Source organism: Rahnella sp. CJA17(1/100) (assembly GCF_963881615.1).
GTDB classification, from domain to species: domain Bacteria; phylum Pseudomonadota; class Gammaproteobacteria; order Enterobacterales; family Enterobacteriaceae; genus Rahnella; species Rahnella aceris.
Window position 1 is genome coordinate 97,944 of sequence record NZ_CAWOJA010000044.1, and the last position, 21,692, is coordinate 119,635.

The window sequence follows — 21,692 nt, forward strand, 5'->3', positions numbered from 1 at the left end:
GTGACTGACTCCTTGATGAAGAAGATTGTTCTTTTTTTTCAATGTTGCGGTCATCGCCGCAATAAAAAAACGGTGGCCAGTAAAACTGACCACCTTTTCTGCGTCTTTTATACCACAGGAATCAGCTGTATATCACTGTCAGTGATGCTTTGCCGAGAGTATGGAAATGCACATTGAAGCCGAGATACGCGCCGCTGGCATTCTCATCGACTTCCAGCGTTTCTGTATCGATGGCGTATACGGTGAAATGATAGTGATGGTGTTCGCCCTGCGGAGGGGCTGCGCCGCCATAACCGGCTTTGCCAAAATCGGTGCGGGTCTGCACGGCACCGGCAGGTAAACCGCCTTTGCCGGAGCCCGCGCCTTGCGGCAATTCGGTGACGTCTGCCGGAATATTCGCGACGCCCCAGTGCCACCAGCCGGAGCCGGTCGGGGCATCCGGGTCATAAACGGTTATCACAAAACTTTTGGTGCCCGCGGGGGCACCGGACCAGGCCAGATGCGGCGAAAGGTTGTCGCCGTTGTAGCCCATGCCGTTAAAAACCTGCGTTTCCGGCATTTTGTCGCCATCGCGCAAATCATTACTGGTCAGTGTAAATGCCATAGAACCCTCTTCAGATGATGAAATAGTCACGGGCAGATTACTTGCCGACCTCGCCGCCGCCCAGCATTTTCAGTAATGCCTGCGCGACCGCTCTGGAAGAGGCCGGATTCTGACCGGTGATCAGTTTGCCATCGGTGACGGCATAAGGCCGCCAGTCCGCCGCCTTACTGTAATCGCCGCCATTTTTCTTCAGCTCGTCTTCAACCAAAAAAGGCACGATGTCGGTCAGGCCAACCGCGTCTTCTTCGCTGTTACTAAAGCCGGTTACGCGCTTGTCTTTCACCAGCGGCGTGCCATCTTCCACCAGCACATTGCGCAACACCCCCGGCGCGTGGCAGACCGCAGAAACCGGTTTGCCCGCTGCCCAGAAAGCCTGGATCAGCGCGATGGAATGCGGGTCTTCAGACAGATCCCACAACGGTCCGTGACCACCCGGATAGAAAATGGCATCGAAGTCATCAGCGTTAACATCAGCAAGTTTGTGCGTGTTCGCCAGCACCTTCTGCGCATCTTTATCACTGCGGAAGCGTTCGGTTGTTTCGGTCTGCGCATCCGGCTCATCACTTTTCGGATCGAGTGGTGGCTGTCCGCCTTTCGGCGAGGCCAGCGTCAGCCCGGCGCCTGCATCCAGAAACTCGTAATACGGCGCGGTAAATTCTTCCAGCCAGAAACCGGTTTTCTTACCGGTTTCGCCGAGCTTATCGTGTGATGTCAATACAATCAGTAATTTCATGTTACCTCCTGTGGACGCCGTCAGCTTTAGTTAAGGAGTAATCAGTCCTGACCGACACGAACGACCAGTTTGCCAAAGTTTTTACCCTCAAGCAGGCCAAAGAACGCCTGCGGTGCATTCTCTAATCCTTCCACGATATCTTCGCGGAATTTCACTTTCCCTTGTTCAAACCATTCGCTCATCTGTTTTGCAAACTCCGGATAGCGATGGCCGTAATCATCAAAAATAATAAAGCCCTGCACACGCATGCGTTTCTTCAGAATGGTGCCGGTCAGCAGGGAAAGGCGATCCTGACCCTCTTTCAGACCGGTCGCGTTATATTGGGAAACCAGTCCGCACAACGGAATACGCGCTTTGGTATTGAGCAGCGGCAATACGGCATCAAACACCGCGCCACCGACGTTTTCAAAATACACATCAATGCCGTCCGGGCAGGCCGCTTTCAGGCGTTTATCCAGATCCGGGGCGCGGTGATCGAGACACTCATCGAAACCGAAATGTTCAACGGCATAACGGCATTTCTCTTCACCACCGGCAATCCCGATCACGCGACAGCCTTTGATTTTACCAATTTGTCCGACCAGCGAGCCGACCGGCCCGGTCGCTGCAGCGACGACCAGCGTTTCCCCCGGCTTGGGTTCGCCAATATCCAGCAGCCCCATAAAGGCGGTGAAGCCCGGCATGCCTAAAACACCGAGTGCAAGGGAAGGTTGTTTGAGTGCCGCGCCTTCCAGTTTCTTCACGGCTTTGGCGTCGGCCACGGAATAATCCTGCCATCCGGTGCTGCCGACCACGAAATCACCGGCTTTAAAATCCGGGCTTTTCGATTCCACCACGCGGGAAACCGCACCGCCGGTCATCACTTCACCGATTTGTACCGGCGCAGCGTAAGAAGGCGCATCGCTCATACGTCCGCGCATATACGGGTCGAGCGAAAGCCACACGGTACGCAGCAATAACTGACCGTCTCTGGCCTGCGGTAACGGCGCTTTTTCCAGACGGAAATTGTCATCGACGGGTTTGCCGTGAGGGCGTGAAGCCAGCACGATGCGGCGGTTTTCAGACTGTAACTGGGGCATAGTCATTCCTTTTCGTTTTCTTATAAGAAAGTTAAAAGCTAACGTAATTGGGAATAAGTATAGGACGCTAAACAGTTTTCGAACCAAGCGCTTTATGCCATGTTTGAATAAAGCCTGCGATTTTTCCCTGAAATGTGACCATCATCTTTTCCTATGACATCTGCCGGAAAATTCCTTTAAATCTGCAGGTTGCACAGGTATGGTCGGTAAGATTTTTGACCCGTTGCTCCACTTTATCTGCAAGATTAATAAGCATAAAAAAGGGATCCTAATGCGTAAAACTCCTCTGGCACTGAGTGCCGTTTTCCTGTTGCTCAGCCTGAATCAGGCTGCTGTCGCTAAGGAAGCTACGTCTGCACCGCTTTATCCGGGTGTGAATGTCGCGCAACTCGCGCAGCAATCGCCGGTTCACTGGGTGTCGGTCGCGCAAATTGAAAACAGCCTGAACGGCCGCCCGCCAATAGCTGTCGGTTTTGATATCGATGACACGGTGTTGTTTTCCTCGCCGGGCTTTTACCGCGGGCAGGTCGAGTTTTCCCCCGGAAAACAGGATTATCTGAAGAACCCGAAATTCTGGGAGAAAATGAACAACGGCTGGGATGATTTCAGCATGCCAAAAGACGTGGCGAAGGCGCTGATTGCCATGCACCTCAAACGCGGCGACAGCATTTACTTCGTGACCGGCCGCAGCGAAACCAAAACTGAGACCGTGACGAAGACGCTGCAGAACGATTTCCAGATCCCGCAGGACAAAGTGAATGCGGTTATTTTCGCCGGTGACAAAGCCGGTCAGAACACAAAAACGCAGTGGCTGAAAGATAAGCAAATTAAAGTGTTTTATGGCGACTCTGACAATGATATCACTGCCGCTCAGGCCGTGAGCGCGAGGGGCATTCGCGTACTGCGCGCCTCTAACTCAAGCTACAAACCATTGCCACAAGCCGGTGCGTTTGGAGAAGAAGTCATTGTGAATTCTGAGTATTAAGTGGCACCCACCCCTGCGAAGGGGAGGGCTGGGGTGGGGTATTAAAGCAAAATCAATGGGTTGAGGTTTTTTTGATAAGGTGTTAGCCCTTAAAAACTCCCTCCCGGCCTCCCCCTTCGCAGAGGGAGGCGCAAAAGTAAAACCTGTCTTCCTGGCGGCTTTACTTCACGCTCACATCAATATCACCAAAGTATTTCTTCGAAAGCTCTTTCACCACGCCATCTTTTTGCACTTTAGCGATCGCTGTATCCAGCTTTTCTTTCAACTGGGTATCGCCTTTACGCAGGCCGAAGGCGATGCCGCTGCCGAGGATTTTGTCATCGCGTACGGCGTCACCGACGAAGCCGTAATCTTTACCGTCCGGACGCGACAGGAAACCGGTCTGACCGGCCGGGGCCAGCACTAATGTGCCGTCGAGACGACCGGATGACAGATCCAGATACACCTGATTCTGATCCTGATAAGAGACGATATCTACGCCTTTCGGTGCCCAGTGTGCCTGCGCATAACTTTCCTGAATCGACCCCTGTAACACGCCGATATGCTTGCCTTTCAGCGACTCCGTGGTCGGCAGCAGGCCGGAATCTTTCTTCGCAATCAGTTTGGTGGGGACGCGGTAAATCACGTTGGTAAAATCAATCGCCTGACGACGTTTATCCGTCACGTTCATCGCCGAGTTAATCGCATCAAATTTACGCGCCTGCAGGGCCGCAATCAGGCCGTCGAAAGAAGTGTCGTACCAGTCGCATTTCACACTGGCGGCGGCGCAGACGGCGTTGCCCAGATCGATATCAAAACCCTGTAATTCACCGGTCGCACTTTTCGATTCGAACGGTGGATATTGCGCTTCCAGACCAAATTTGAGCGTGGAACCGTCCGCCAGTGCGGAGAAAGACGCGACGGCACAACCTAACAGCAATGCGATTTTCAATTTTTTCATTATTCACAATTCCCCGGCGTTATTGAGATGAATACAAAGGTTCAGACGCGACACAACCGGCGTGCGCCTTCGTACAACGTGTCGTTATCTTTGGCAAAGCTCAGACGGATAAGCCCTGTTGGTTGGTTATTGCTGTAAAAGGCTGACAGCGGAATGGTCGCGATCTGATGATCGCGGATCAGGCTCAGCACAAATTCGTCGTCGGTCAGCGGACTGAAATGACTAAAACGCGCCAGCATAAAGAAACTGCCACGGCTTGGCAGTAATTCAAAGCGGGATTCGCTGAGGGCTTCGGCCAGCAGGTCGCGTTTTTGCTGATAAAAATCGGCCAGTCCCAGATAACTTTGCGGGTCAGCCAGCGCTTCGGCGAATGCGACCTGCATCGGCGTATCGGCAGAGAACACCATAAACTGATGCACTTTGCGGATTTCATCCATCAGTTCTGCCGGTGCCAGGCAATAACCCACACGCCAGCCGGTGACGTGATAGGTTTTGCCGAAAGACGACACAATCACGCTGCGTTCAGCCAGTTGCGGATAGCAGGCCATGCTTTCGTGGCGCTCGCCGTCGAACACCACGTGCTCATACACTTCATCGGACAAAATCACGATGTCGGTGTTTTGGGTCAGCGCGGTCAGTCGTTCGATATCAAATTCAGTGAAAATGGCACCGGTCGGGTTATGCGGGCTGTTGATGATGATCATTCGCGTGCGGCTGTTGATCGCGCTGGCGACCTGATCCCAGTCGATGCTGAAATCATCCAGCGACAGGCCGATAGCTACCGGCTTCGCGCCCTGTAAACGGACGATCGGTGCATAGCTGTCAAATGACGGCTCGAAATAAATGACTTCATCGCCCGGATGTACCAGGGCGCTGATGGCGGAATACAGGCCTTCGCTGGCGCTGGCAATCACCGTCACTTCGCTGTCGGCATCATATTTGCAGCCATAAAGCGCTTCGACTTTGGCGGACAACGCATGGCGTAATGCCGCCACGCCACTCATTGGTGCGTACTGGTTATGCCCCTCGCGCATGGCTTTTGCGACGCTGTCGATTAACGCGGGCTGGCATGAGAAATTCGGTGCCCCCTGTGACAGGTTCAGGGCGTTATGTTCAGCGCTGAGCTGGCCGATAACGGTAAAAATGGTGGTGCCGACGTCAGGTAATTTTGACAGGGGCGACATGGCGCTCTTCATAGCATTTTCCCCAAAAAGCAGGCCGGGTGGCCATGAGAAGGTAAAAACGGGTGTTGAATGATTAAGCAATAGTTCCCCTGTGCCGACAATGGAAAGTTTGTCATACTCGTTATGATCTGAAGTCATGGCTTTATAACGTTTCTGACGAGGTAACTGTGAGTTTTTCTCCTGAACTGCCGTATCTGAATTTACCCTCGCTCAACGTGCTGAAAACCTTTGCCGTGGTTGCGCAAACCTTGAATCTGACACACGCGGCGGCGTTGCTGCACATTACCCAGGGCGCGGTCAGTCGCCAGATCACCGGACTTGAGGCCACGCTGGGTTATCCGTTGTTTTTACGTCAGGCCCGCGGGCTGACGCTGACCCCGCGCGGGGCGCAGTTGTTGCCGCCGGTACAACAGGCGCTGGCGCTGATGGGAGAAGCCCTGCAACGCGTGGGTTCGCATCCGGATACCTTACGCATTAAATGCCCGACCTGTTCCATGCGCTGGCTGCTGCCGCGTGTTATCCAGCTACAAAACGACAGGCCGGATATGCAGATTGAGCTGACAGCTTCCATCGCCCACGGCGTGGATTTCAGCAATGAACATTTTGATGCTGCCGTAGTGTTTGGTCGTCCGCCGGAATCACAGCGCCGGGCGCATCATCTGTTTGATGAAGTGCTGACGCCGGTGTGTACGCCGGAGTTTTTGCCGCGTCATAAAGGGAAAACGAAAGTGGCGGATCTGGCCGATAAAACGCTGCTTCACCCGACGCGTGACCGTCGCGACTGGCTGTTGTGGCTGCGGGAGGAGGGCGTACAGGGATTGCCGTCAGCCAAATCACAGCATTTCGATACGCTGGATCTGGCGATCAATTCGGCGTTACAGGGCTACGGTGTGGCGATAGGCGATCTGACATTAATTGAAGATGATTTGCAGGCGGGAAGGGTGATTGCGCCGTTCCCGTTGTGCGTGGCAAGCGGCGCGTCTTATACGTTGCTGTATCCGGAAAATCCGACCCCTGCGCTGAAAGTGGCAATTGATTTTCTTAATGAAGAAGCGCGGCTCAGCCGGGAAAAACTGAGCGCGCTGTTATCTACCTCACACCGGTTAGTCACCACAGGCTAATCAGTAAAGCGCAGCCAGTGCGCTGGCGATTGCGCCGGTCAGTTTGCTCAGTTCTTCAGGTGAAATGATGTACGGCGGCATCAGGTAAATCAGCTTGCCGAACGGGCGGATCCACACGCCCTGACCGACGAAATGCTTCTGCAATTGCGCCATGTCTACCGGCTGGCGCATTTCCACCACACCAATCGCCCCGAGCACCCGCACATCGGCGACTGCCGGATGTGCGGCCAGCGGCTGTAAACCGGCATTCAGCTGTTTCTCAATACTCAATACCTGCGCCTGCCAGCGGTTTTCCGCAAGTAAATGCAGGCTGGCGCTCGCGACCGCGCCTGCCAGCGGATTGCCCATAAATGTCGGGCCGTGCATGAAACATCCCGCCTCGCCGTCACTGATCACCTGTGCCACATGGCGGGTGGTGAGCGTGGCGGAAAGTGTCATGTAGCCGCCGGTCAGGGCTTTGCCGAGGCAGAGGATATCCGGCGAAATCCCGGCGTGATCACAGGCAAACAGCTTGCCGGTGCGGCCAAATCCGGTGGCAATTTCATCGGCAATCAGCAACACGCCATATTCATCGCATAACTTACGCACGCGTTTGAGATACAACGGGTGATAAATCCGCATCCCGCCCGCCCCCTGAACGATGGGTTCTACAATGACTGCGGCGATTTTGCGGTGATTTTCGTCCAGCATTTTGGCAAATGGCGCGATATCCGCCTCGTCCCATTCCCCGTCAAAACGGCTCTGCGGCGCATCGGCGAACAGATGCTGTGGCAGATAACCCTGATACAAACTGTGCATCGAGTTTTGCGGGTCACAGACTGACATCGCGCCAAAGGTGTCGCCGTGATAGCCATTGCGCAGGGTCAGCAACGTCTGGCGTTTTTCACCGCGCGCCTGCCAGTATTGCATCGCCATTTTCAGTGCTACTTCAACGGCCACCGAACCAGAATCCGCCAGAAACACGCATTCCAGCCCGGCGGGGGTCATTTCTACCAGACGGCGGCACAACGCAACCGCCGACGGATGGGTGATCCCGCCGAACATCACATGTGACATTTTTCCGATTTGTTCGATGGCCGCCTGGTTCAACTGCGGATGGTTGTAACCGTGGATTGCCGCCCACCAGGACGACATGCCATCAACCAGTTTGCGGCCATCAGCCAGCTGCAACATCACGCCGGACGCGGATTCCACCGGATAGGCGGGCAGCGGTTTGGTCATAGAGGTATACGGATGCCAGATGTGGCGCTGGTCGAATTCAATATCGGCGGGGGTCATAAACGAATCCTGAGGCTAAGCTGTAAACTAAAAAATAACTTTAACGTTGACGGTAAACCAAAACAAATTAAAAATGGTTTACGGATTATGAAAAAAATACAACTGAACACTTTTTAAAGGAGTCGCAATGACTGCCCGCACCCACTGGACGCTGGAAAAAACGCAGGCCCTGTTCGATAAGCCATTCCTGGAGCTGATGTTCGAAGCGCAGCAAATTCACCGTCAGCATTTTGACCCGCGACAGGTTCAGGTCAGCACCTTGCTGTCGATCAAAACCGGTGCCTGTCCCGAAGACTGTAAATATTGCCCGCAAAGTTCCCGTTACAAAACCGGGCTGGAATCTGAACGTCTGATGCAAGTCGAGCAGGTGCTCGAATCTGCCCGACAGGCGAAAGCCGCCGGTTCAACCCGTTTCTGTATGGGCGCGGCGTGGAAAAACCCGCACGATCGTGACATGCCGTACCTCGAGCAGATGGTGCAGGGCGTGAAAGAAATGGGCATGGAAACCTGCATGACCCTCGGCACGCTGAACACTACGCAGGCACAGCGTCTGGCGCACGCCGGGCTGGATTTCTACAACCATAACCTTGATACCTCGCCGGAATTTTACGGCAGCATCATAACGACCCGAAGCTATCAGGAACGCCTGGATACGCTGGCGGAAGTGCGCGGCGCAGGCATTAAAGTCTGTTCCGGCGGCATTGTGGGTTTAGGTGAAACCGTCAAAGACCGCGCCGGTTTGCTGATGCAACTGGCGAACCTGCCGGTGCCGCCGGAAAGTGTGCCGATCAACATGCTGGTGAAAGTGAAAGGTACGCCGCTGGCGGATAATGACGATGTGGATCCGTTTGATTTCATCCGCACGATCGCAGTCGCGCGCATCATGATGCCGCAATCTTATGTGCGCCTTTCCGCAGGTCGCGAACAGATGAGTGAGCAGACCCAGGCGATGTGCTTTATGGCCGGTGCCAACTCCATCTTCTACGGCTGCAAACTGCTGACCACGCCAAACCCGGCAGAAGATAAAGACCTGATTCTGTTCGGCAAGCTGGGGCTTAACCCGCAGTCATTTGAAACAGAAATGGGCGATAACCAGCAGCAGGCCGCGCTTGCCGAGCAGCTGGTCCACGCCGATACCGAACAGTTCTACAACGCTGCGGTATAACCGGTGAGCTGGCAAACGCGGATCAACGACGCGGTGGCGGCGCGCAAACAGGCGGCGGCATTTCGTGTACGGCAGCCGAATGAGGGCGGCAGTGCGCGTTTTCTGACGCAGGGCGGGCGGCGTTATCTGAATTTTTCCGGTAACGATTATCTCGGCCTGAGTCAGGACGCTGAGGTGATCGCCGCGTGGCAGCAGGGCGCGGCTAAATACGGTGTCGGCAGCGGCGGTTCAGGACACGTCACCGGTTACAGCGAGGCGCATGCCGCGTTTGAGCAACAACTGGCGCAGTGGCAGGGATATCCGCGGGCTTTGCTGTTTATCTCCGGTTTTGCAGCGAATCAGGCGATTCTCGCGGCGCTGATGCAGGCTGAGGATCGCGTGCTGGCCGACAAACTCAGTCACGCGTCTTTACTGGAAGCCGCAGCCCATGCACCTTCGCAGTTGCGGCGTTTTCACCACAATCAGCCGGATTCCCTGCAGCGCCTGCTGGAAAAACCGGTAGCCGGTGAAACGCTGGTGGTGACCGAAGGTGTATTCAGTATGGACGGTGACGCCGCGCCGCTGGCTGATCTGCATAGCTTGTCCAAAGCGCACGGTAGCTGGCTGATGGTTGATGACGCGCACGGTGTGGGCGTTACCGGTGAAGAAGGGCGCGGCAGTTGCTGGCAACAGGGCATCCGGCCGGAACTGCTGGTGGTCACATTCGGAAAAGCTTTCGGTTGCAGCGGCGCGGCGGTGTTGTGTGATGATGCTACCGCCGATTACCTGTTGCAGTTTGCCCGCCATCTGATTTACAGCACGTCGATGCCCGCCGCGCAGGTGTGCGCGTTACAGGCTGCACTGGCACGAGTCCGGCAGGATGACGGTCTGCGTGATAAACTGGCCGCCAATATTGCCCGTTTTCGCGCGGGTGCCGCCGGTTTGCCGTATCCGCTGACCGGTTCACAGACGGCGATCCAGCCGGTGATTGTGGGTGAAAACCAGCCCGCGCTGGATCTGGCATCCACCTTGCGCGATCGCGGATTGTGGGTCAGCGCCATCCGTCCACCGACGGTGCCACCGGGCAGTGCGCGACTGCGCATTACCCTGACAGCGGCGCATGAGCCGGAAGATATCGATTTTTTGCTGGAGTCCCTTGATGGGTGCAGTCACTGAATTAGTGAACAAACAAGCGGTGGCCGATGCGTTCAGTCGTGCCGCTATCAGTTACGAAAACGCCGCGCAGTTGCAGCGTGATGTGGGTGAGGAATTACTGGCGCTGGCTGCGCCGTATCTGCAAGACGCCGGCAAGATTGTCGTCGATGCGGGCTGTGGCACCGGCCACTTCAGCCGTTACTGGCGTGCGCAGGGTAAAAATGTCATTGCGCTGGATCTCTCTGAGGGCATGTTAAATCGCGCCCGTGAGCTGGATTCTGCTGATGAATACGTGCCGGGCGACATCGAACGTTTGCCGTTTGCCGACAACTCGGTCGACATCTGCTTCAGCAATCTGGCGGTGCAGTGGTGTAACGCACTGCCACGCGCACTGGAAGAAATGCACCGCGTCACCCGCAACGGCGGGCTGGTGCTGTTTTCCACGCTGGCAGAAGGTTCGCTCAATGAGCTGGCCGCAGCATGGATGAAGGTCGATGGCCGACGTCACGTGAATCAGTTCCTGACGCCGGACAAAATCGCCGAAGCCTGCGCGCCGTATCGCCATGATGTGACCTTCAGCGATCATGTTGCTCAATTCCCCGATGTGATGTCGCTGCTGCGCTCGCTGAAAGGCATCGGTGCGACGCACATCAAAAATGGCCGCCTCGGCGGTCTGGGCGGGCGCGAACGCCTGCAATTGCTGGACAAACACTATGCCCGCCGCGACGGCATCCTGCCGCTCAACTACCGGCTGGTCTACGGCATTTTGCAGGTCGAAGAACTGATCCCCCGATAAATAACTCCTCCCCCTGCGAAGGGGGAGGTTGGGAGGGGGTTTTGCAGGCAACTTGAAAGTCAGAGTTGCCATTAATACCCCACCCCAACCCTCCCCTTCGCAGGGGAGGGAGCCAGAACCAACACCAGGCTTTTATTAAAATAAATCATGAAACAAAAATACTTTATTACCGGCACCGACACTGAAGTTGGTAAAACCGTCGCGACCACCGCTTTTTTGCAGGCTGCCGCGCAGGCAGGACACAAAACAGCCGGATACAAACCGGTGGCATCCGGCAGTGAAATGACCGGCGAAGGCCCGCGCAACAGTGATGCGCTGGCGTTACAGGCTTACAGCACCGTCGGGCTGCGTTATGACGAAGTGAACCCCTGCACCTTTATCGAACCGACTTCGCCACATATCGTCAGCGAACTGGAAAAACGGCTGATTGATCCGCGGGTGCTATCAGACGGATTACGTCATCTCGAACCGCTGGCGGACTGGGTGGTGGTGGAAGGCGCAGGCGGCTGGTACACACCGCTGACGGCAGATTATACCTTTGCTGACTGGGTTATCGCCGAGCAGTTGCCGGTAGTGTTAGTGGTAGGCATGCGGCTGGGTTGCATTAACCACGCCGTGCTGACGGCGCAGGCCATCACACAAAGCGGGTTGCATCTGGCGGGCTGGATAGCTAACGACGTACAGGAAACGGGGAAGCATCATCAGGCATACATGGATACGCTCACGCGTATGCTGCCTGCGCCTTTGCTGGGCGAGATCCCGTACCTGAGTGCCGGAACTGACGTTAATTTGGGACAGTATCTTCATCTTAACCGTCTCACGGCATGAGACGTCAGACGGTCAGATAATTTTTGACTAATGTATCGTCAAGCTGTGCCAGTGTGCCTTGTGCGATGTTGCGTCCGCCGTCGACCAGGCAGAACCGGTCGGCAACGCTGCGGATGAACGGCAGTTTATGACCGACCAGCAACAATGTCAGGCCGAGATCACGGTTCAGGCGGTGAATGATATTGCCCATGTTTGCCGCCATCGATGCGCTGGTGTGCTCGGTCGGTTCATCCAGAATCAGTAATTCAGGTTCCTGAACCAGCGCACGACTGATTGCCAGTTGCTGCTGCTGGCTTTCATCGAGCTCACCGGCTTTGCGCGCCCCCATCTCCTTTAATGTCGGAAACAGGTCATACACCTCTTCCGGCACGCGACGGGTCTTATTCCGGCTGGCCATCATGGCGATTTGCAGGTTTTCATCGACGCTCATCTGCGAAAAAATCTGCCGTCCCTGTGGCACATAACCGATCCCCATTTGGGCGCGGCTTTCGACCGGCAAATTCAGCAGACTTTGCGGCTCTTCGTCACGCGACTGCCAGGAGATGGCGCCGCTTTTCACCGGAAGATGCCCCATGATGCAGTTCACCAGCGTGGTTTTTCCCACGCCATTTCGCCCGATCAGGCAGGTACATTGACCGCGGTACAGTTCGAGATTGATATCCCACAGAATATGTTTTTGCCCATAATACTGATTAACTGATTTTACACTTAACATCAGACCTCCCTCCCGCACGGAGCCTTCCGCTGAACTTCATTTTGACGGCCACTGTCATATTTCTGACATTTATGTTCCGCTGTTAATGCCCCAACGCAGAATTTAATTCCGTTTGTTGACGGCTAACCTGACAGCATCAATTACAGATAAATCCCCCTTAATCAGTGATAAATGGGGTTAAGGGGCATTTCCTTGCGCTAAAAATGATTTTTCCTGCCTGAAAGCAGGGGAATTCTCATTTTTTATGGCGGGGCGAAAAAAGCAGTTCCGGCTGTCGCAACCTCCACATGCAGAGACGTTGCAACTCTCAGGCCAAGTTTGTAAAAACGGCCAGGGAAAGAGAAGTTACAGGGGTGTTAACAGGCGCGCCGCTGATGATTTCGGATTATTCATTAGCATTTCTGAGGTTTTTGAGATTACCCCATAAGGAGTAGTCCACGGTGACCTGCACTTTGCCAGTGCCGTCTTCACTGTTTTTGGTGCAAACACATGGACAAACGTGAGCAAAAAATTCTGGTGAGATGCACTTTTGGTTTTTGCAAGAAACATCAGCCCAGAAATTTAGGCAAAATAGGCATAAATAAGGAGATAAAAAAGATAAAAAATAACTAAAAAAGACCTTTCAGACCCACGGAAGGCAAAATTCAGTTTTTTACCAACTCCCGCAGCGCGGGGCGTGCTGGGACTTATCCACTATTCCTGTGGATAACCTTGTGCATGAGAGTGAGAAAAGTTGCTACAGACGAGTCAGCATGCGGGTTCCGCTTAGTTTGCCCGTATTCGCAGCTTTTTAATGATACTGTTTTTAATCAACGAGTTAGTTAAAAGCAATACAGCCGTAATTCGTTCGTCATAGTTGTGTCAATCTTCGTCAACCTGTGGTCAGAAAATGGAGGGAATGCGGATTTTGGGAAAAAATGTCATCTCATGGTGAGAATTCTCATTCGTCATATCCTAAAAAAGTGCAGCCTCGACAGCACGTTAAAACGCCAACACTTTTTATCGATTGGAAGCTGGTTTTATATACAGTATTATAGCGAAGGTAAAATCAGGGCTGGCAAAAATCGCGAAGTCTTTCATACTATTTTTCCGCAAACTGTTCACCCGTTCAGCGCGCACGGCCCTATGCATTCCCATTTCAGTCAGGTAGCCCGTCATGAGTAAAGAGTTCAAACTGCATTCCGAATTTAAACCGTCAGGTGACCAGCCTGAGGCGATACGCCGTCTGGAAGAAGGGCTGGAGAACGGACTGGCGCACCAGACATTGCTCGGGGTAACCGGTTCAGGAAAAACCTTTACCGTGGCGAATGTGATTGCGGATCTGAACCGTCCGACGATGGTGCTTGCCCCCAACAAAACGCTGGCCGCACAGTTATACGGTGAGATGAAAGAGTTCTTCCCGGAAAACGCCGTCGAATATTTCGTCTCTTACTATGACTATTATCAGCCTGAGGCGTATGTTCCGAGCTCCGATACCTTTATCGAAAAAGACGCCTCGGTGAACGAACACATCGAGCAGATGCGTCTTTCTGCTACCAAAGCGCTGCTCGAACGGCGCGATGTCATTGTGGTGGCCTCTGTTTCTGCGATTTACGGTCTGGGCGACCCGGACTTATACCTGAAAATGATGCTTCACCTGACCAAAGGGATGATTATCGATCAGCGTTCGATCCTGCGTCGTCTGGCGGAACTGCAATATGCACGCAACGATCAGGCTTTCCAGCGCAGTACTTTCCGCGTGCGTGGCGAAGTGATTGATGTGTTCCCGGCGGAATCGGACGATCTGGCGCTGCGCATTGAGTTATTTGATCAGGAAGTTGAACGCCTTTCGCTGTTTGATCCGCTGACAGGCCAGGTGCAGCATGAAGTGCCGCGTTTCACCATCTACCCGAAAACCCACTACGTCACGCCACGCGAACGTATTGTGCAGGCGATGGAAGAAATTAAAGTCGAACTGGCGGATCGCCGCAAAGTGTTGCTGGCCAACAACAAATTGCTGGAAGAACAGCGCATCAGCCAGCGTACGCAGTTTGATCTCGAAATGATGAACGAGCTGGGTTATTGCTCCGGTATCGAAAACTACTCACGTTATCTGTCTGGCCGCGGGCCGGGCGAGCCGCCGCCAACGCTATTTGATTATTTACCGGCTGACGGCCTGCTGATTGTCGATGAGTCGCACGTCACCATTCCGCAAATCGGCGGCATGTACAAAGGCGACCGCTCGCGTAAAGAAACGCTGGTGGAATACGGTTTCCGCCTGCCTTCAGCGCTGGATAACCGCCCGATGCGCTTTGAGGAATTCGAAGCCCTGGCGCCGCAAAGTATTTATGTCTCGGCCACGCCGGGCAAATACGAGCTGGAGAAATCCGGTGACGATGTGGTCGATCAGGTCGTGCGTCCGACCGGTTTGCTGGATCCGATCATCGAAGTGCGACCGGTAACCACGCAGGTTGATGACCTGCTGTCTGAAATCCGCAAGCGTGTGGCGATTAACGAGCGTGTGCTGGTCACCACGCTCACCAAGCGTATGGCCGAGGATCTGACTGAGTATCTGGAAGAACACGGCGAGAAGGTGCGTTACCTGCACTCTGATATCGATACCGTCGAGCGTGTGGAGATTATCCGCGATTTGCGTCTGGGGGAATTTGACGTGCTGGTCGGCATCAACTTACTGCGCGAAGGGCTGGACATGCCGGAAGTGTCGCTGGTGGCGATTCTCGATGCGGACAAGGAAGGCTTCCTGCGTTCTGAACGTTCGCTTATCCAGACCATCGGCCGTGCGGCGCGTAACCTCAACGGTAAAGCGATTCTGTACGGTGATAAAATTACCAATTCAATGGCCCGCGCCATTGAAGAAACCGAACGACGTCGCGCCAAACAGGAAGCGTACAACCTCGAAAACGGCATCACGCCAATGGGGCTGAACAAGAAAATCTCCGACATCCTGCAACTCGGTCAGCCGAAAACCAAAAAGAACAAAGACAAACGCGATGCCGAAGCGGCGCAAACCTTCAAATCGCTTACGCCGAAAGCGCTGGAGCAACGCATCAAAGAGCTGGAAAGCAAGATGTATGCGCACGCGCAAAATCTGGAATTCGAAGAGGCGGCCAACACGCGCGACGAGTTGCATGCCCTGCGTGAGCAGTTTATTGCGATTTCGTAACGAGAAGGGTGGTAGACTGCGCGGCTTAAAAATCATGACCCAGACATTTTAACGAAGAGCGAGCCAATGACTGATACACCACAAAACCCTGGCGCAGCGAAAGATCCGCTGCACGGCGTCACGCTGGAAAAACTGCTGACAACGCTGGTGGATAACTTTGGCTGGCCGGCGCTGGCCTCGCAGGTGAATATCAACTGCTTCAAAAGCGACCCGAGTGTGAAATCCAGCCTGAAATTTCTGCGCCGCACGCCGTGGGCGCGTAAGGAAGTGGAAACGCTGTATCTGGATTTCATTGAAGGTCATCTGCGCCCGGATATGACCCGCAGCAAGCGCCGCACACCGCTCTCAGCACAGGCTGCGCAAAAGCCAAAAGTCAGCACCGCCAAACCGGCTGCCGACAGCCCGTGGAATAATCATCCGCTGGTGAAAAAGTAATTTAGGCGCATTTCATTCTGTTCATTTGAGGGGAAGGATCGTGTCAGAGCAACATGTTCTTATCGTGGTGGATATGCAAAACGGGGTGTTCGCTTCCCCGCGTTATGACCGCAGCGGACGGGCTGAGCGCATTAATCAGCTGATTGACCGGGCAGGGCGGGTTATTTTCATTCAGCACGCTGAGGGTGACATGACCGAAGGTAGCGAATTCTGGCAGATATTACCGGAATTACATCAGCCGGAAGGCGCGATTTCTGTGACTAAAACCGCCTGTGATTCCTTCTACCGCACTTCACTCGATAACGTTCTGCAGGAACTGAATGCGACCCGTTTTACCCTTTGCGGTTGTGCAACGGATTATTGCGTAGACACCACCATCAAAATCGCTGCCAGCAAAGGCTATGCCGTGACGGTTGCGTCAGATGCGCACACTACCGGCGATCGCACACACGCGACGGCGCAGCAACTGATCGGGCAGCATAATGAAGTGTGGCGTGAGTTATCTGTGCCGGGAAATCCGGTAACGGTAAAAACCACTGCGGAAATCCTGGCTGACTGGCAGTAAATTCAGTTTTCGGACGCAAAAAAGGCCGCATCGCGCGGCCTTTCTTATACCTGATGTTTATCAATCAGATCATTTTTTGCAGCGCCTCTTCAATCGCCATGCGCAACATGTCGCGGTCATGACGATAGGGCACATCACTGGCTTCGAGCGGGCTTTGAATAATCAGATGTTCAGTGGCGCTTCCGCCGACTTTGACTTTCGGCCCGACAATCGCGGCATCAGCGCGGCGGCCGATGCGTTTCTCGATCATATCCAGTTTGTCATCCAGCGTCAGCGACGCGGCGGCGACACTCAGTTCCTTCCCCAGATTTCCGATATACACGATATGCGCCCGGCTGCGGTGCAGCGCGGTTGTCAGATCATTCATCAGTAACAACGGCATCAGGCTGGTAAAGAAACTCCCCGGCCCGATCAGGATCAGATTTGCCTCAGCAATGGCCTGTAACGCTTCACGGGTGGTGGACACCTGGGGTTCCAGCCGCAGTTCGCGCGGAATTTGTGCCAGTTTATCGACGTTGACTTCGCCGTGGACGTGTTCACCATTGGCATCAATGGCCGCCAGATCGACCGGCTGTTCTGACATCGGGATCAGTTCTGCGTCGACTTTCAGCAGGCTTCGTACCAGATTGATCGCTTCGAGCGGGCGCACGGTGAGATGATCCAGCGCGCGCAGCATCAGATTGCCAAGATTATGGCCATCCAGCTCGCCCTGGCCGCTGAAACGGTATTCGAACATCGCCGACGCCAGACTCGGTTCGGTGATCAGCTGATTCAGGCAATTGCGCATATCGCCCCAGGCAATGCCGCCAACGGAACGGCGGATACGGCCAGTCGAACCGCCGTTATCGGTGGTCGTCACAATGCCGGTCAGGCGCGGACCCAGCAGCGAGAGTGAAGACATCACACGGCCCAGCCCGTGACCTCCGCCTAATGCCACCACCCGGTCGAGGTCAGCTAATGTTCGGTTGCGCATGGTTTTCCTTTCAAATGGGGAGCGGCGGGTTTACATCGTTTTCTGCGGCGGATTTTACCTAATTTTGCAACAAGATGTTATCCCTTCACGCCACTCTCAGGACATTAAAAACCGGGCAGTTTCAGCGTTGAAAATGCAGCCTTTTTTCGTAAAAAATCGTTATGTATCAAAATGCATAACGAAAAACCATCTTGGCGTTCAGGACTTTGCGGCGTTAGAATATCCCCTGTTACCCCCGTATTCATTCTCGATCCGCTATGGACGGCATGAATCAACTCCTAGCCCTGGTTCCTAAGTTGCCTTTCTGACGTCGTTCCCACAGAAACAATATGGAGCCCTGGCCGTGACGAAAGTCACCAGGGTGCATGGCAGAAATGCCCGCATCTCCCGTATCTGGAAAGGTGTTAAGGTGCTTCAACTTACTGATGCTTTTGCCCGCAAGTTTTATTACTTGCGGCTGTCGATCACAGATGTGTGCAATTTCCGTTGCACCTATTGTCTGCCGGATGGCTACAAGCCGCACGGACACAGCAATAAAAGCTTTCTCTCGCTCGATGAAATCCGTCGGGTCAGCCGCGCGTTCGCCAGTCTGGGAACGGAAAAAGTGCGCCTGACCGGTGGAGAGCCGTCGCTGCGCCGCGATTTCTGCGAGATCATTGCCGCAGTGCGCGAAAACCCCTCCATCAAAACGCTGGCAGTCACCACCAACGGTTACCGCATGGCACGTGATATTGCGAAATGGCGCGATGCGGGGCTGACCAACATCAACGTCAGCGTTGACAGTCTTGACGCCCGCCAGTTTCACGCCATCACCGGCCAGGATAAATTCCGCGACGTTATGGCGGGTATAGATGCGGCCTTTGACGCCGGTTTCAGCAAGGTGAAAGTCAATACCGTGCTGATGCGCGATGTCAATCACGCCAGCCTGAATACCTTCCTCGACTGGATAAAGACCCGTCCGATCCAGCTGCGTTTCATTGAACTGATGGAAACCGGCGACGGCGGCGACTTGTTCCGCAAACACCACGTGTCCGGCGAAGTGCTGCGCGAGCAACTGGTGCGTCAGGGCTGGCAGTTACAACTTCGCTCACGCAGCGATGGCCCCGCGCAAGTCTTCAGTCATCCGGATTATCTGGGTGAAATCGGTCTGATCATGCCGTACGAAAAAGACTTCTGCGCCAGTTGCAACCGGCTGCGTGTGTCTGCCCTCGGCAATCTGCATTTGTGTCTGTTCGGCGAGCAAGGCATTCCGTTACGGGATTTATTAGCCGACGACATGCAACAGGACGATTTGATGGACCGCATTCAGGGCGGCCTCAGCCGTAAAAAACAAACCCACTTCCTGCATGAAGGCAATACCGGAATTACCCAGAATCTGTCGTTTATCGGCGGTTAAATCCGGTACTGATCGTTTAAGGAGCAAACTGATGAGCAAAGCCAGTAAAGAGTTCTTGCCTTTATCTGTCGCGATCATGACGGTTTCTGACCGCCGAACCGACGCTGAAGACACGTCCGGGCATTACCTGAAAGAAGCGGTGACCGAAGGCGGCCATCATGTCGTCGCGCAGCAAATTGTCAAAGAGAACATTTACAGCATCCGCGCTGTTGTATCTGCGTGGATTGCGGATGAAAAGATTCAGGCGATTTTGGTCAACGGTGGCACGGGTTTTAACGCGGGCAACAATACGCCGGAAGCGCTGAAGCCTTTGTTTGACCGTGAAATCGAAGGTTTTGGCGAGCTGTTTCGCATGGTGTCGTTTGAAGATATCGGCACCTCGACGATTCAGTCGCGCGCCATCGGCGGCATCGCCAACCAGACGGTGATTTTCGCTATGCCCGGTTCAACCCGCGCCTGCCAGACCGCCTGGGACAACATTATTGAAGCGCAGCTCGATGCCCGTCAGGGGCCGTGCAATTTCACTCCACATTTGAAGAAATAAGTATGTCTGAACTGACCCATATTAATGCGTCCGGCGACGCTCACATGGTGGATGTTTCCGGTAAAGCCGAAACGGTCCGCGAGGCCCGTGCCGAAGCTTTTGTTGAAATGGCCGCTGACACGCTGGCGATGATCATCAACGGTAATCACCATAAAGGTGATGTGTTTGCTACGGCGCGTATCGCTGGCATTCAGGCGGCGAAGAAAACCTGGGATCTGATCCCATTGTGTCATCCGCTGCTGCTGACCAAAGTGGAAGTGAATCTGCAAGCACAGCCGGAACATAACCGTGTGCGCATCGAATCCCGCTGCCGTCTGAGCGGTAAAACCGGCGTGGAAATGGAAGCGCTGACGGCGGCTTCTGTGGCGGCCCTCACTATCTACGACATGTGCAAAGCCGTGCAGAAAGATATGGTGATTGGCCCGATCCGCCTGCTGGAGAAAAGCGGCGGTAAATCAGGAGATTTTAAGGCGGAAGGTAAGGTGGAAGTATGATCGACATTCTGTTCTTCGCGCAGGTACGCGAACTGACCGGCACCTCCGGTCTGCAACTCCCTGCTGATTTCGCCACGGTGGAGGAGCTGCGCGCTTCGCTCACCGGACGCGGCGACCGCTGGGCACTGGCGCTGGAATCCGGGAAATTACTGGTGGCGGTTAACCAGACGCTGACCACGATGGCGCATCCGCTGCGTGCGGGCGATGAAGTGGCGTTCTTCCCGCCGGTCACCGGGGGCTGAGATGGATCAGACGAAAATTGTTGTTGATGCCGCGCCATTCAGCGTGGGTGATGAGTACAACTGGCTGGCGCAATCGGACGCCGACGGTGCCGTGGTCACCTTTACCGGCAAAGTGCGTAATCATAATCTGGGTAATCATGTCAGCGCCTTAACGCTGGAACATTATCCGGGCATGACCGAAAAAGCGCTGGCTGAGATTGTTGCTGAAGCCCGTACCCGCTGGCCGCTGCAACGTGTCTCGGTTTATCACCGTGTGGGACCCATGTATCCGGGCGATGAAATTGTGTTTGTCGGCGTGACCAGCGCACATCGCGGCATGGCTTTTGAAGCCAATGAATTCATTATGGATCATCTGAAAACCCGCGCGCCGTTCTGGAAGCGTGAAGCCACAGAAGAGGGTGATCGCTGGGTCGATGCCCGCGACAGTGATAAAGAGGCGGCGGCGCGCTGGTAAATAGCGCCTCAACCACACGCAGACCTCCCATGCTTTTCTCTCTATCTGTGATACGCTTTACAAATCGGGAGGCTGTTTTGGCCTCATTTTTCATCCTCCATGCAAAAGGGTAATCATCATGGATCGATATCCACGCAGTAACGGTTCAATTGTTGAACGCGCGAATACCGGCATTCAGGCGTACATGGCGCAAGTGTATGGCTGGATGTTCTGTGGTTTGCTGCTGACCGCATTTGTGGCCTGGTACGCTTCCGGCTCTGAAAAAATCATGAGCTTTGTTTTCTCCAGCCAGATTACTTTCTTCGGCTTGATCATCGCGCAACTGGCGCTGGTGTTCGTGATTTCCGGCATGGTGAATCGCCTGAGCGGCACGGTCGCCACCGGCCTGTTTATGCTGTATTCCGCACTGACCGGTCTGACGCTTTCCAGCATTTTTCTGGTCTACACCGGCGATTCAATCTTCGGAACGTTCATCGTCGCTGCCGGTATGTTCGGCGCAATGAGTGTCTACGGTTACGTGACCAAGCGCGACCTGACCGGGATCGGCAGCATGTTGTTCATGGCGCTGATTGGTCTGGTGCTGGCATCACTGGTGAACATGTGGCTGAAAAGCTCCGGCCTCGCGAACATCATTTCGTACGCCGGTGTGCTGATCTTCGTCGGTCTGACGGCGTATGACACGCAGAAGCTGAAAAATATGGGTGCGCAGTTGTCAGCGGATGACCGCGATAACTTTCGTAAATACTCGATTGTTGGCGCACTGACCTTGTATCTCGATTTCATCAACCTGTTCCTGATGTTGTTGCGGATCTTCGGCAACCGCCGGTAAGGTTTTTTGATTTCAAACGTTTGAGAGGGGCACTG

23 protein-coding genes and 1 riboswitch are annotated in these 21,692 nt (G+C 54.4%); of the genes, 15 read left to right on the forward strand and 8 right to left on the reverse strand.

Annotated elements, in window-relative coordinates; translation table 11 throughout:
* Positions 1 to 121: 121 nt before the first annotated feature.
* From AACU55_RS17300 to AACU55_RS17310, 3 genes are read right to left on the reverse strand one after another with little or no spacing between them, the layout of a single operon-like run.
* Positions 122 to 604: a kinase inhibitor gene (locus AACU55_RS17300; protein ID WP_037037143.1), complete on the reverse strand. Its 483-nt coding sequence runs from the start codon at positions 602 to 604 to the stop codon at positions 122 to 124.
* 37 nt (positions 605 to 641) lie between these two features.
* On the reverse strand, positions 642 to 1,337 hold the full coding sequence (locus AACU55_RS17305) for a type 1 glutamine amidotransferase domain-containing protein (protein ID WP_013576394.1): 696 nt from the start codon (positions 1,335 to 1,337) through the stop codon (positions 642 to 644).
* A 41-nt stretch (positions 1,338 to 1,378) separates the two neighbouring features.
* Positions 1,379 to 2,416, reverse strand: a complete 1,038-nt coding sequence (locus AACU55_RS17310; protein WP_013576393.1) for an NADP-dependent oxidoreductase — start codon at positions 2,414 to 2,416, stop codon at positions 1,379 to 1,381.
* Positions 2,417 to 2,687: 271 nt separating this feature from the next.
* On the opposite strand from AACU55_RS17310, the gene aphA reads away from it, so the two are divergent.
* Entirely contained in the window at positions 2,688 to 3,401 is a 714-nt protein-coding gene (gene aphA, locus AACU55_RS17315; protein ID WP_134705824.1) for an acid phosphatase AphA, read from the forward strand.
* Positions 3,402 to 3,561: 160 nt separating this feature from the next.
* Here aphA and AACU55_RS17320 read toward each other — a convergent pair whose 3' ends face one another.
* Complete coding sequence (locus AACU55_RS17320) at positions 3,562 to 4,341, reverse strand: ABC transporter substrate-binding protein (protein WP_037037147.1); 780 nt, start codon at positions 4,339 to 4,341, stop codon at positions 3,562 to 3,564.
* Positions 4,342 to 4,382: 41 nt separating this feature from the next.
* Positions 4,383 to 5,537, reverse strand: coding sequence for a methionine aminotransferase (locus AACU55_RS17325; RefSeq protein WP_013576390.1), 1,155 nt, complete (start codon positions 5,535 to 5,537; stop codon positions 4,383 to 4,385).
* Positions 5,538 to 5,692: 155 nt separating this feature from the next.
* On the opposite strand from AACU55_RS17325, the gene AACU55_RS17330 reads away from it, so the two are divergent.
* Positions 5,693 to 6,646: a LysR substrate-binding domain-containing protein gene (locus AACU55_RS17330; RefSeq protein ID WP_015690235.1), complete on the forward strand. Its 954-nt coding sequence runs from the start codon at positions 5,693 to 5,695 to the stop codon at positions 6,644 to 6,646.
* Here the strand turns inward: AACU55_RS17330 and bioA are convergent, their stop codons facing one another.
* The gene (bioA, locus tag AACU55_RS17335) at positions 6,647 to 7,924 is read right to left on the reverse strand and encodes an adenosylmethionine--8-amino-7-oxononanoate transaminase (RefSeq protein WP_134705825.1); all 1,278 of its coding nucleotides are present in this window, start codon (positions 7,922 to 7,924) and stop codon (positions 6,647 to 6,649) included. It lies immediately after the preceding gene.
* Positions 7,925 to 8,051: 127 nt separating this feature from the next.
* On the opposite strand from bioA, the gene bioB reads away from it, so the two are divergent.
* The 4 genes from bioB (at position 8,052) to bioD (ending at position 11,847) form a co-directional block, all read left to right on the forward strand.
* A complete protein-coding gene (gene bioB, locus AACU55_RS17340) occupies positions 8,052 to 9,089 on the forward strand; it encodes a biotin synthase BioB (RefSeq protein WP_037037151.1) in 1,038 nt (345 codons plus the stop codon).
* Positions 9,090 to 9,092: 3 nt separating this feature from the next.
* Entirely contained in the window at positions 9,093 to 10,244 is a 1,152-nt protein-coding gene (gene bioF / locus AACU55_RS17345; protein WP_134705826.1) for an 8-amino-7-oxononanoate synthase, read from the forward strand.
* Positions 10,228 to 11,019, forward strand: coding sequence for a malonyl-ACP O-methyltransferase BioC (gene bioC, locus AACU55_RS17350; RefSeq protein WP_015690232.1), 792 nt, complete (start codon positions 10,228 to 10,230; stop codon positions 11,017 to 11,019). Before bioF ends, bioC begins: the two co-directional genes overlap by 17 nt.
* 147 nt (positions 11,020 to 11,166) lie before the next feature.
* Positions 11,167 to 11,847 carry a dethiobiotin synthase gene (bioD, locus tag AACU55_RS17355; RefSeq protein WP_134705827.1) on the forward strand — a complete coding sequence of 227 codons (681 nt, stop codon included), beginning with the start codon at positions 11,167 to 11,169 and terminating at the stop codon, positions 11,845 to 11,847.
* A gap of 4 nt (positions 11,848 to 11,851) precedes the next feature.
* On the opposite strand, the gene AACU55_RS17360 is transcribed toward bioD, so the two are convergent.
* A complete protein-coding gene (locus AACU55_RS17360) occupies positions 11,852 to 12,562 on the reverse strand; it encodes an ABC transporter ATP-binding protein (RefSeq protein WP_013576383.1) in 711 nt (236 codons plus the stop codon).
* A 1,156-nt stretch (positions 12,563 to 13,718) separates the two neighbouring features.
* Here AACU55_RS17360 and uvrB point away from each other — a divergent pair.
* The 3 genes from uvrB (at position 13,719) to AACU55_RS17375 (ending at position 16,725) form a co-directional block, all read left to right on the forward strand.
* Positions 13,719 to 15,725: an excinuclease ABC subunit UvrB gene (uvrB, locus tag AACU55_RS17365; RefSeq protein ID WP_013576382.1), complete on the forward strand. Its 2,007-nt coding sequence runs from the start codon at positions 13,719 to 13,721 to the stop codon at positions 15,723 to 15,725.
* 66 nt (positions 15,726 to 15,791) lie between these two features.
* Positions 15,792 to 16,160, forward strand: coding sequence for a VF530 family protein (locus AACU55_RS17370; RefSeq protein WP_037037158.1), 369 nt, complete (start codon positions 15,792 to 15,794; stop codon positions 16,158 to 16,160).
* A gap of 40 nt (positions 16,161 to 16,200) precedes the next feature.
* Complete coding sequence (locus tag AACU55_RS17375) at positions 16,201 to 16,725, forward strand: isochorismatase family protein (protein WP_134705828.1); 525 nt, start codon at positions 16,201 to 16,203, stop codon at positions 16,723 to 16,725.
* 64 nt (positions 16,726 to 16,789) lie between these two features.
* Here AACU55_RS17375 and AACU55_RS17380 read toward each other — a convergent pair whose 3' ends face one another.
* Positions 16,790 to 17,698 (reverse strand): gluconeogenesis factor YvcK family protein, encoded by a 909-nt coding sequence (locus AACU55_RS17380; RefSeq protein WP_037037160.1) that lies wholly within the window; start codon positions 17,696 to 17,698, stop codon positions 16,790 to 16,792.
* A gap of 263 nt (positions 17,699 to 17,961) precedes the next feature.
* A riboswitch (molybdenum cofactor riboswitch) is annotated at positions 17,962 to 18,118 on the forward strand.
* Here AACU55_RS17380 and moaA point away from each other — a divergent pair.
* From moaA to AACU55_RS17410, 6 genes are all read left to right on the forward strand, one after another.
* On the forward strand, positions 18,108 to 19,094 hold the full coding sequence (moaA, locus tag AACU55_RS17385; protein WP_037037506.1) for a GTP 3',8-cyclase MoaA: 987 nt from the start codon (positions 18,108 to 18,110) through the stop codon (positions 19,092 to 19,094). (Overlaps the previous riboswitch by 11 nt.)
* A gap of 31 nt (positions 19,095 to 19,125) precedes the next feature.
* Positions 19,126 to 19,638: a molybdenum cofactor biosynthesis protein B gene (gene moaB / locus AACU55_RS17390; RefSeq protein WP_013576377.1), complete on the forward strand. Its 513-nt coding sequence runs from the start codon at positions 19,126 to 19,128 to the stop codon at positions 19,636 to 19,638.
* Between the two features lie 2 nt (positions 19,639 to 19,640).
* Positions 19,641 to 20,132: a cyclic pyranopterin monophosphate synthase MoaC gene (moaC, locus tag AACU55_RS17395; RefSeq protein ID WP_013576376.1), complete on the forward strand. Its 492-nt coding sequence runs from the start codon at positions 19,641 to 19,643 to the stop codon at positions 20,130 to 20,132.
* Entirely contained in the window at positions 20,129 to 20,374 is a 246-nt protein-coding gene (gene moaD / locus AACU55_RS17400) for a molybdopterin synthase sulfur carrier subunit (RefSeq protein WP_013576375.1), read from the forward strand. The genes moaC and moaD overlap by 4 nt, the downstream gene beginning before the upstream one ends.
* Before the next feature lies 1 nt (position 20,375).
* Positions 20,376 to 20,828: a molybdopterin synthase catalytic subunit MoaE gene (moaE, locus tag AACU55_RS17405; protein WP_015690227.1), complete on the forward strand. Its 453-nt coding sequence runs from the start codon at positions 20,376 to 20,378 to the stop codon at positions 20,826 to 20,828.
* Between the two features lie 118 nt (positions 20,829 to 20,946).
* Entirely contained in the window at positions 20,947 to 21,657 is a 711-nt protein-coding gene (locus AACU55_RS17410; protein WP_013576373.1) for a Bax inhibitor-1/YccA family protein, read from the forward strand.
* Positions 21,658 to 21,692: the final 35 nt, after the last annotated feature.

Excerpts from the sequence above, each read along its gene's own strand:
- AACU55_RS17300 (WP_037037143.1), bottom strand. The coding sequence starts at position 604 with ATGGCATTTACACTGACCAGTAATGATTTGCGCGATGGCGACAAAATG.
- AACU55_RS17305 (WP_013576394.1), bottom strand. The coding sequence starts at position 1,337 with ATGAAATTACTGATTGTATTGACATCACACGATAAGCTCGGCGAAACC.
- AACU55_RS17310 (WP_013576393.1), bottom strand. The coding sequence starts at position 2,416 with ATGCCCCAGTTACAGTCTGAAAACCGCCGCATCGTGCTGGCTTCACGC.
- aphA (WP_134705824.1), top strand. The coding sequence starts at position 2,688 with ATGCGTAAAACTCCTCTGGCACTGAGTGCCGTTTTCCTGTTGCTCAGC.
- AACU55_RS17320 (WP_037037147.1), bottom strand. The coding sequence starts at position 4,341 with ATGAAAAAATTGAAAATCGCATTGCTGTTAGGTTGTGCCGTCGCGTCT.
- AACU55_RS17325 (WP_013576390.1), bottom strand. The coding sequence starts at position 5,537 with ATGAAGAGCGCCATGTCGCCCCTGTCAAAATTACCTGACGTCGGCACC.
- bioA (WP_134705825.1), bottom strand. The coding sequence starts at position 7,924 with ATGACCCCCGCCGATATTGAATTCGACCAGCGCCACATCTGGCATCCG.
- bioB (WP_037037151.1), top strand. The coding sequence starts at position 8,052 with ATGACTGCCCGCACCCACTGGACGCTGGAAAAAACGCAGGCCCTGTTC.
- bioC (WP_015690232.1), top strand. The coding sequence starts at position 10,228 with ATGGGTGCAGTCACTGAATTAGTGAACAAACAAGCGGTGGCCGATGCG.
- bioD (WP_134705827.1), top strand. The coding sequence starts at position 11,167 with ATGAAACAAAAATACTTTATTACCGGCACCGACACTGAAGTTGGTAAA.
- AACU55_RS17360 (WP_013576383.1), bottom strand. The coding sequence starts at position 12,562 with ATGTTAAGTGTAAAATCAGTTAATCAGTATTATGGGCAAAAACATATT.
- uvrB (WP_013576382.1), top strand. The coding sequence starts at position 13,719 with ATGAGTAAAGAGTTCAAACTGCATTCCGAATTTAAACCGTCAGGTGAC.
- AACU55_RS17370 (WP_037037158.1), top strand. The coding sequence starts at position 15,792 with ATGACTGATACACCACAAAACCCTGGCGCAGCGAAAGATCCGCTGCAC.
- AACU55_RS17380 (WP_037037160.1), bottom strand. The coding sequence starts at position 17,698 with ATGCGCAACCGAACATTAGCTGACCTCGACCGGGTGGTGGCATTAGGC.
- moaB (WP_013576377.1), top strand. The coding sequence starts at position 19,126 with ATGAGCAAAGCCAGTAAAGAGTTCTTGCCTTTATCTGTCGCGATCATG.
- moaC (WP_013576376.1), top strand. The coding sequence starts at position 19,641 with ATGTCTGAACTGACCCATATTAATGCGTCCGGCGACGCTCACATGGTG.
- moaD (WP_013576375.1), top strand. The coding sequence starts at position 20,129 with ATGATCGACATTCTGTTCTTCGCGCAGGTACGCGAACTGACCGGCACC.
- moaE (WP_015690227.1), top strand. The coding sequence starts at position 20,376 with ATGGATCAGACGAAAATTGTTGTTGATGCCGCGCCATTCAGCGTGGGT.
- AACU55_RS17410 (WP_013576373.1), top strand. The coding sequence starts at position 20,947 with ATGGATCGATATCCACGCAGTAACGGTTCAATTGTTGAACGCGCGAAT.